Raw genomic sequence first — 8556 nt, forward strand, 5'->3', positions numbered from 1 at the left:
GACGGCGCACCCTCGAGCGCCGGAAGGCCGAGGACCGCGAGCGAAGCGCCTCCCGATGCCGCCACCACGCCCCCTACAGGTCGTCGCCGCAGAGGGTCGTGCCCGCGGCGTAGTCGTAGTCCACCAGTTCACCGCGCAGGTACGCCTCGTACGCGGTCAGGTCGAAGGCGCCATGGCCGGACAGGTTGAACAGCACCGTCTTGTCCTCGCCGGCCTCGCGGGCCGCGAGGGCCTCGTCGATCGCCACGCGGATCGCGTGCGAGCTCTCCGGCGCCGGGAGGATGCCCTCTGCGCGTGCGAACTGCACGGCCGCGTCGAAGCACTCGGTCTGGTGCACGGCGACGGCCTCGATGTCCCCGCTCTTGACCAGCGCCGAGACGGTCGGGGCGTCACCGTGGTAGCGCAGGCCGCCGGCGTGGATGCCGGCGGGCACGAAATCGTGCCCGAGCGTGTACATGACGACCTGGAAGGCCATCTTGGCCTCGTCGCCGAAATCGTAGCGGTACTCGCCGGCCGTGAGCGTCGGGCAGGCCTTGGGCTCCACCGCCACGAGGCGAGCCGAGGACTTGCCTTCGAGCCGGCGGTGGTAGTACGGGAACGAGATGCCCGCGAAGTTCGACCCGCCGCCGACGCAGCCGATGACCACGTCGGGCTCGGCCTCGGCCATCTCCATCTGCTTGACGCACTCCTCGCCGATGATCGTCTGGTGCAGGCACACGTGGTTGAGCACCGAGCCGAGCGAGTAGTGCGTGTCGTCGTGCGTCGCGGCCACCTCGACCGCCTCGGAGATCGCGATGCCCAGGGAGCCGGTCGAGTCCGGGTCCATCTGGAGCACGCGCTGCCCCGACTTGGTCAGCTTCGACGGCGACGGGTGCACGGTCGCGCCGTACGTCTCCATCAGCAGCCGCCGGTAAGGCTTCTGGTCGTAGCTGACCTTGACCATGAAGACCTCGATCTCGACGCCGAACAGCGCACCCGCGACCGCCAGCGCGCTCCCCCACTGCCCCGCGCCGGTCTCGGTGGCGATCTTGTCGATGCCCTCGGCCTTGTTGTAGTAGGCCTGGGCGATGGCGGTGTTGGGCTTGTGCGAGCCGGCGGGCGAGACGCCCTCGTACTTGTAGAAGATCCTGACCCCGTCGGGCAGGCCGAGGACCTTCTCCAGCGCCCGCGCGCGGTTGAGCGGGGCGGGACGGTACGTCTTGTACACGTCGATCACCGCGCCGGGGATGTCGATGTAGCGCTCGGGCGACATCTCCTGCGCGATCAGCCCCATCGGGAAGAGCACCTGCAGCTCCTCCAGGCTGACCGGCTCGCCGGCGGCGTTCAACGGCGGCGCCAGCGGCTCGGGCAGGTCAGGCAGCACGTTGTACCACGCCGTGGGCATGTCCTTCTCGTCGAGCATGAACCGCGTCCTCTCAGGCATCTCCTACCTCCGTCTCCCGCCCGGCGCCTGCCGGGGCGTCGCGCGACTCCTCGCTCCCTACACCCGGGCACCCGTCTTGGGAACCCCGGTCAGCTCCGCCAGCACGTCCTCCGGGAACGGCGCGCGCATCAGCCGTTCGCCTACGAGCACCGCCTCGGCGCCGGCCTCGACGGCCGCCTCGACATCCGCCCGCGTCCTCACGCCGCTCGCCGAGACGACCGTCACACCCCCGGCCGCCGCCTCGGCCACGACGCCCCGGGCCCGCGCCGGATCGACCTCCAGGGTGCGCATGTCGCGGCTGTTCACCCCCACGAGCTTCGCTCCGGCGCGCAGGGCGAGCTCCAGCTCGCCCGCGTCGTGCACCTCCACGAGCGCCTGCATCCCCAGCGTGGTCGCGAGATCCAGGTATCCGGCCACCTCCTCGGCCAGCACGCCGATCATCAGCAGCACCGCGTCGGCGCCGTGCCCCCGGGCGGCATAGAGTTGCGCGGGGTCGACCACGAAGTCCTTGGCGAGCACGGGGACGTCCACGGCGTCGGCGACGTCCGAGAGGTCGGTGAAGGACCCCCCGAAGCTCTCGGGCTCGGTCAGCACGCTTATGGCGGCGGCCCCGCCGTCCTGGTAGTGCAGGGCCTGCTTGGACGCCTCGCAGTCCGGCGCGATCGGTCCCGCCGAGGGCGAGGCCTTCTTCACCTCGGCGATGACCGCCACGTCCGGGCGGTTCGTGAGGGCGGCGGAGAAGTCGCGCGGAGGCCGCGCGCAGCACGCCAGGCGTTCGCGGTCGGCGGGCGCCAGCGCGCCATACTCCCTGGCGATCCGCGCGGACCTGCGTGCCGTCATGGCCTCGAGGAAGTTCACGACGCCTCCGCCCCCGAAGCGGCGGCCGCCCGCTCCTCGGCGAGCCGCGAGCTCACCGCGACGAGCGCCTCCAGCCTGGCGGCCGCCTCGCCGCCGTCGATGGCGCGCCGCGCCAGGTGCACGCCCTCGGCGAAGTCCTCCGCCGCCCCGCCGGCCACGAGCGCCGCGGCGGCGTTCATGAGCACGACGTCGCGCCTCCCGTCGTGCGCCCCGCTCAGCACCTCCCGCAGCGCGTCGGCGTTGGAGGCGGCGTCGCCGCCCGCGAGGTCGGCCACGGAGCCCCGGGCCACGCCGACCTGTTCGGGAGAGATCTCGTAGGTGCGGACGGCGCCGTCGAGGAACTCGCCGACCAGCGTCGGCCCGCTCGCCGAGACCTCGTCCATGCCCGGGTGGCCGTGCACGACCAGCACGCGCTTGGCCCCGAGCCGCCCCGCGACCTGCGCGAGGACGGGCACGAGCTTGGCGTCGTACACCCCGAGCAGCTGGCGCGTGGCGCCGGCGGGGTTGGTGAGCGGCCCGAGCACGTTGAACACGGTGCGGATCGCGATCTCCCGCCGCGGGCCGGCCGCGTGCCGCATCGAGGAGTGCAGCGCCTGCGCGAAGAGGAAGCCCACGCCGACCTCGTCGACACAGCGCGCCACGTCCTCCGGGGCGAGGTCGATGCGGACCCCTAGCGCCTCGAGCACGTCGGCGCTGCCCGACGCCGAGGACACCGCCCGGTTGCCGTGTTTGGCGATCGGGACCCCCGCGCCCGCGACGACGAACGCGGTGGTCGTCGAGATGTTGAAGGTGGCCAGGCCGTCCCCGCCGGTCCCGCACGTGTCCACGTAGCGCTCCACGCGGGGGCGCACGGGAGTGGCGCGCTCGCGCATGGCGCGCGCGAAACCGACGATCTCCTCGACCGTCTCGCCCTTCATGCGCATCGCGGTCACCAGCGCCGAGATCTGGGCGGGGGTGGCCTCGCCGTCCATGATCGCGCCCATCGCCTCGTGCGCCTCGTCCTCGGGAAGCGACTCACCGGCGGCGACCCTGCGGATGGCCGCGCGGACGACCTCCGAGAAGCCGGCGGCGGTGGCGGGCGGTGGCGCGGCGGGCGGCGCCTCGGCGGCCTCCTCGGGAGCGATCTCGCCCGCCAGCTCCAGGAAGTTGCGCAGCACGACCACGCCCTCGGGCGTGAGCACGCTCTCGGGGTGGAACTGCACGCCGAAGACCGGCAGGTCCGCATGCTGGAGCGCCATCACCAGCCCGTCGGCGGTGCGCGCGGTGACGCGCAGGACCTCGGGCAGCGAGCCGGCCTCGACGGCCAGCGAGTGGTACCGGGTCGCCGTGAACGGGCTCGGCATCCGGGCCAGGACGCCCGCGCCCTCGTGCAGCACGTCGGCGGTCTTGCCGTGGACCGGGACGGGCGCGCGGCCGACGACACCGCCGTAGACCTCGGCGATGCACTGATGACCCAGGCAGACGCCCAGCACCGGCACGTCCCGGTCACCCGCGAGCCGGATCACGTCCCGCGACACGCCCGCATCGTCCGGAGTCCCCGGACCGGGGGAGATCACGACCCCGGCCGGCGCGAGCGCCAGCATCTCCTCGGCGCTCATCGCGTCGTTGCGCTCGACCCGCACGTCGGCTCCGAGCGCGGCCAGCAGCTGCACGAGGTTGTAGGTGAACGAGTCGTAGTTGTCGACCACGAGGATCATGCCGGCACCTCCTCGGCGGCGTCAGCAGGGCGGGCCGGCGCGCCCGCCCCCATCCCCGCGGCGCGCTCCAGCGCCCGGTGCAGCGCACGGGCCTTGTGGAGGCACTCGTCGTACTCGCGCTCGGGATCGGAGTCGGCGACGATGCCCGCGCCGGACTGCAGGTACGCGACGCCGCCCGCGATCATGACGGTACGGATCGTGATGCACATGTCCATCGCGCCGTCGAAGCCGACGTATCCCACGGTCCCGGCGTAGGGTCCGCGGGCCGCGGGCTCCAGGTCCCGCACGATCTCCATCGCACGGATCTTCGGCGCTCCCGAGACCGTGCCGGCCGGGAACGTCGCGCGCAGGGCGTCGAACGCGTCCCGACCGGGAGCGAGCCGGCCGGTCACGTTGCTCACGATGTGCATCACGTGGCTGTAGCGCTCCACCTCCATCAGCTCGTCGACCTTCACGGTCCCCGGTTCGCACACGCGCCCCAGGTCGTTCCTCCCGAGGTCGACGAGCATGACGTGCTCGGCGCGCTCCTTCTCGTCGGCGAGGAGGTCGGCGCGCAACCGCCCGTCCTCGGCGGCATCGGCGCCCCGCGGACGCGTGCCGGCGAGCGGCCGCGTGAGCACGACGCCGTCCTCCACCCGCACCAGCGGCTCCGGCGAGGAGCCCACGAGCGTCACGTGGGGGGTGCGCACGTAGAACATGTAGGGGCTCGGGTTCACCGCGCGAAGCACACGGTAGAGGTCGAGCCCGTCGCCGGGGTAGGCCGCCGAGAACCGCTGCGACAGCACGACCTGGAACGCGTCGCCGGCGGCGATGTGCTCCTTGGCCCGCTCCACCTGCCCGAGGAACGCCTCGCGTGCGGTGTGCTCGGCCAGCGGCACCGGCGCGGTCGCGCCGACCTCCCCGAGGCGAGCGCCGGCGGGGCCCTGCCGCAGCCGTGCCAGCGCGGCGTCGATCCGCGCGAGCGCCTCGTCGTAGGCGGCGCCGGCGTCCTCGCCCGGACGCGCCGCGGCGATCACGAGCATCACCCGGCGTGCGTGGTCGAAGGCGACCACCGTCTCGGCCAGCATCATCACCAGGTCGGGCACGCCGAGCTCGTCCACGGGATGCCGCGGCACGCGTTCGAACCCGGAGGCGACCTCGTAGCCGACGTAGCCGACCGCCCCCCCGACGAACGGCGGCAGCCCCGGCACCCGCGCCACCCGGCCGGCGGCGAGCTCCTCGGCGACCACGGTGAGCGGGTCGGCTGCGCCTCTCACCGCGCGCTCTCCGTTCTCGACCGTAACCTCACCGCTCCGCGCGGTCACGACGCGCCCCTCGCCGAGCCCCAGGAAGCTGTAGCGGCCCAAGCGCTCGCCGCCCACCACGCTCTCCAGCAGGAAGGCGTGCTCGGCGCCGTCGGCCAGCGCCAGGAACGCCGATATCGGCGTGGCGAGGTCCGCGTAGACCTCGCGCGCGACCGGGACCACGTCGTGGTCCGCCGCCAGCCTCTCGAACTCCTGCCTTCTCGGCACGATCATCGCGCACTCCTCGTTCGTCGTGCGCTCCCTGCCCGCGTATGGCCCCGAGAACACAAAGACCTCCCGTCCTCAAGGGACGAGAGGTCATCTCGCGGTACCACCCTTGTTGACCCGCCTCACGCAGCGGGCCCGCTCGGTCCTGCGGCACGGGAGCGGGCCGCCTCGCGGCCTCATCTCCGATACCCGGCCCCTTGTATCGGTGGGGGTCCGCCGGGGCTAGTAGGCGCCTTCGCGCCGTTGTCCCGGAGCCTCGAGGGCCCATTCCTCCGGTGCTAGGCGCCGGGTTCCCACCGTCCCCGGCTCTCTTTGAGCGTCGCGCCCGGAGTACTCTTCCCCGTCACAGGCTTGGCCTATGTCGTTGCGCGCTACTCTATCACCCGCCGAGGACCGGCGCAAACACTCTCGCGTATGCGCCGTGGCGCGTTTCACAATACCGAGGGGTTTCGGTATCGTGTCCCGTATCGTGACCCGGCGCGCGAACGCGCTGCCGCACGGTCAGCCCGTCTCCGCGAAGGAGGAGAGATGAAGCACGGCAAGTGGCTCGCGCTCCTGTTGACGTTCGCTCTGGCCGTCTCGATGGCAGGCCTTTCCGGCTGTGCCTCGGACGCCGAGACAGGTGACGACGGCGACGAGGCCTCGGCGGCCGAGTTCGAGACCCTTACGCCCGGCAGGATCATCGTAGGCTCCGACACCGCCTACCCGCCGTTCGAGAACGACGAGGGTGGCGAGATCGTCGGGTTCGACGTCGACCTGATGAAGGAGATCGGCGACCGTCTCGGGTACGAGGTCGAGTTCAAGACCTACAAGTTCGACGCCCTGATCGCGGGCATGCAGGCCGGGACCGAGTTCGACATGATCGCCTCGGCCATGACGATCAAGCCCGACCGCGCGGAGAAGGTGGACTTCTCCGACCCCTACATCAACTCCAACCAGTCCCTGGCGGTCGCGGCCGATTCCGCCGTCGACAGCTGGGAGAAGCTCGCCGAGGGCGACAAGGTCGGCGTGCAGTCCGGCACGACCGGTGAGATCTGGGCCAACGAGAACCTCGCGCCCAAGGGCGTCGTGGTCACCCCCTACGACGACATCCTGGCCGCCTTCGGCGCGCTGTCCGCGGGCGACGTGGCCGGCATCGTCAACGACGCTCCCATCTCGCAGGACATCGTCAAGGACCCCGCGCGCAACGCCAAGGTCGTCCAGGAGATCCAGACCGACGAGCAGTACGGCTTCGCCTTCAACCAGGACAACGACGCGCTGCGTGAGGCGGTCAACGAGAAGCTGGCCGAGGTGAAGGGCGACGGCACCTACGTGGAGATCTACAAGAAGTGGTTCGGCGCCGAGCCGCTGTCGATACCGTAGGCGACCGCGCGAGACCTGGTAGAGTCTGAGGGCCGGCGGCTATGCAGCCGCCGGCCCTCGGCATGCCGTGCCCCTGACCGACTAGGAGCGCCAGCGTGGATCAGTTCCTGCAGTGGTGGGAGACCTACCCGATAACCCGCCTGTTCTTCTCTGCCGACGTCATCCGCGACGCGTTCCCCATCGTGCTCAGGGCCTTCCCGGTCTCGCTCTTCCTGGGCGTCGGGTCGTTCGTCCTGGGGATACCCGTCGGTCTGCTGCTGGCGTTCATGAAGATGTCGCGCAGCCGCTGGGCGAGGTGGCCGGCGACCTCCTACGTCGACATCGTCCGCGGTACGCCCCTGTTCCTCCAGATCCTCATCGTGTACTTCGGGCTGACGCTCCTGCCGTTCTACCAGTCGCTCGTGCGCGCAGCTCCCTGGCTCAAGCAGCCCTTCCTGTTCGGGATCGACTACACCGTGTACATGCGCGCCTTCCTCGTGCTCTCCTTCAACTCCGCCGCGTACATGGCCGAGATCTTCCGCGCGGGCATCCAGTCCATCCCCCGGGGTCAGACCGAGGCCGCCCGCTCACTCGGCATGACGATGCCGCAAGCGATGGCGTTCGTCATAATCCCGCAGACCATCCGCCGCATCCTGCCGACGATGATGAGCGAGTTCATCCTGCTGTTCAAAGACACGGCGCTGCTGGCGGCCGTCGGTGTCGGCGAGATGACGCTGAGGGCCCGGTCGGTCGCCGCGAGCAGGTTCAACCAGTCCTCCTACATCATCGCGGCGGCCCTGTACCTGGTGGTCACGATCCCGCTGGGAAGGCTCGTCGCCGGGCTCGAGGACAAGCTGGCGGAGTCCGAGGGCGGCGCGGCGCGCAAGCGCCCGCCGATGGATACGGCCGCGATCGACGCGGAGCACGTCATCCCCCACGGGAACCTGATGCCGAGGGATTGAGGGTGGGCGTGAGGGCCGACGATACGGATCGCCAACCGGTGGTGCGCATCGAGGGGCTGCGCAAGGCCTTCGGCGACCTCGAGGTGTTGCGCGGGGTGGACATGAAGATCGACAAGGGCGAGGTGGTGGTCATCCTCGGCCCGTCCGGCTCGGGGAAGTCGACCTTGCTGCGCTGCGTGAACCGGCTCGAGGAGGCAACGGGAGGCAGGATCTTCTTCGAGGAGACCGAGATCACCGACCCGAAGGCCGACATCAACAAGGTCCGCGAGAAGATCGGCATGGTGTTCCAGCAGTTCAACCTGTTCCCGCACCTCACCGCCAAGGGCAACGTGATGCTCGCGCAGCGCAAGGTGCTCAGGCGCGGCAGGGAGGAGGCGGAGCGCGTGGCCCTCGAGCAGCTCGAGAAGGTGGGGCTGGGAGACCGCGTCGACTACTTCCCCAGCCAGCTGTCGGGCGGCCAGCAGCAGCGCGTGGCCATCGCGCGGGCGCTGGCGATGGACCCGCACGTGATGCTCTTCGACGAAGTCACCTCCGCACTCGACCCCGAGCTCGTGCGCGACGTGCTCGACGTCATGAAGGCGCTGGCCCGGGGCGGCATGACCATGATGGTGGTCACCCACGAGATGGGCTTCGCCCGCGACGTGGCCACGCGCGTGGTCTTCATGGACGAGGGCGTGATCGTCGAGGAGGGCGCCCCCGCCGAGGTCTTCGACTCGCCGAGGAGCGACCGCACCAAGGACTTCCTCGGGCACATCCGGTAGCCG

At 71.1% G+C, this 8556-nt stretch carries 7 protein-coding genes; 3 read left to right on the forward strand and 4 right to left on the reverse strand.

Going from position 1 to position 8556, the window contains the following annotated elements:
• Window positions 1-73: 73 nt before the first annotated feature.
• The 4 genes from IBX62_09785 to trpE are packed head-to-tail and all read right to left on the reverse strand — an operon-like array spanning window position 74 to window position 5495.
• Window positions 74-1423 (reverse strand): TrpB-like pyridoxal phosphate-dependent enzyme, encoded by a 1350-nt coding sequence (locus tag IBX62_09785; protein MBE0477375.1) that lies wholly within the window; start codon window positions 1421-1423, stop codon window positions 74-76.
• Window positions 1424-1480: 57 nt separating this feature from the next.
• Window positions 1481-2263: an indole-3-glycerol-phosphate synthase gene (locus tag IBX62_09790; GenBank protein MBE0477376.1), complete on the reverse strand. Its 783-nt coding sequence runs from the start codon at window positions 2261-2263 to the stop codon at window positions 1481-1483.
• 14 nt (window positions 2264-2277) lie between these two features.
• Complete coding sequence (trpD, locus tag IBX62_09795) at window positions 2278-3978, reverse strand: anthranilate phosphoribosyltransferase (protein MBE0477377.1); 1701 nt, start codon at window positions 3976-3978, stop codon at window positions 2278-2280.
• A complete protein-coding gene (gene trpE / locus IBX62_09800; GenBank protein MBE0477378.1) occupies window positions 3975-5495 on the reverse strand; it encodes an anthranilate synthase component I in 1521 nt (506 codons plus the stop codon). Before trpE ends, trpD begins: the two co-directional genes overlap by 4 nt.
• Window positions 5496-6017: 522 nt before the next feature.
• Here trpE and IBX62_09805 point away from each other — a divergent pair.
• The 3 genes from IBX62_09805 to IBX62_09815 all read left to right on the forward strand — a co-directional run bounded on the left by IBX62_09805 (window position 6018) and on the right by IBX62_09815 (window position 8553).
• Entirely contained in the window at window positions 6018-6851 is an 834-nt protein-coding gene (locus tag IBX62_09805; protein ID MBE0477379.1) for a basic amino acid ABC transporter substrate-binding protein, read from the forward strand.
• Window positions 6852-6946: 95 nt separating this feature from the next.
• Window positions 6947-7792, forward strand: a complete 846-nt coding sequence (locus tag IBX62_09810) for an amino acid ABC transporter permease (GenBank protein MBE0477380.1) — start codon at window positions 6947-6949, stop codon at window positions 7790-7792.
• Between the two features lie 38 nt (window positions 7793-7830).
• Complete coding sequence (locus IBX62_09815; protein ID MBE0477381.1) at window positions 7831-8553, forward strand: amino acid ABC transporter ATP-binding protein; 723 nt, start codon at window positions 7831-7833, stop codon at window positions 8551-8553.
• Window positions 8554-8556: the final 3 nt, after the last annotated feature.

This window comes from Coriobacteriia bacterium (assembly GCA_014859305.1).
Classification (GTDB): domain Bacteria; phylum Actinomycetota; class Coriobacteriia; order Anaerosomatales; family Kmv31; genus Kmv31.

Excerpts from the sequence above, each read along its gene's own strand:
- IBX62_09785 (MBE0477375.1), bottom strand. The coding sequence starts at position 1,423 with ATGCCTGAGAGGACGCGGTTCATGCTCGACGAGAAGGACATGCCCACG.
- IBX62_09790 (MBE0477376.1), bottom strand. The coding sequence starts at position 2,263 with ATGACGGCACGCAGGTCCGCGCGGATCGCCAGGGAGTATGGCGCGCTG.
- trpD (MBE0477377.1), bottom strand. The coding sequence starts at position 3,978 with ATGATCCTCGTGGTCGACAACTACGACTCGTTCACCTACAACCTCGTG.
- trpE (MBE0477378.1), bottom strand. The coding sequence starts at position 5,495 with ATGATCGTGCCGAGAAGGCAGGAGTTCGAGAGGCTGGCGGCGGACCAC.
- IBX62_09805 (MBE0477379.1), top strand. The coding sequence starts at position 6,018 with ATGAAGCACGGCAAGTGGCTCGCGCTCCTGTTGACGTTCGCTCTGGCC.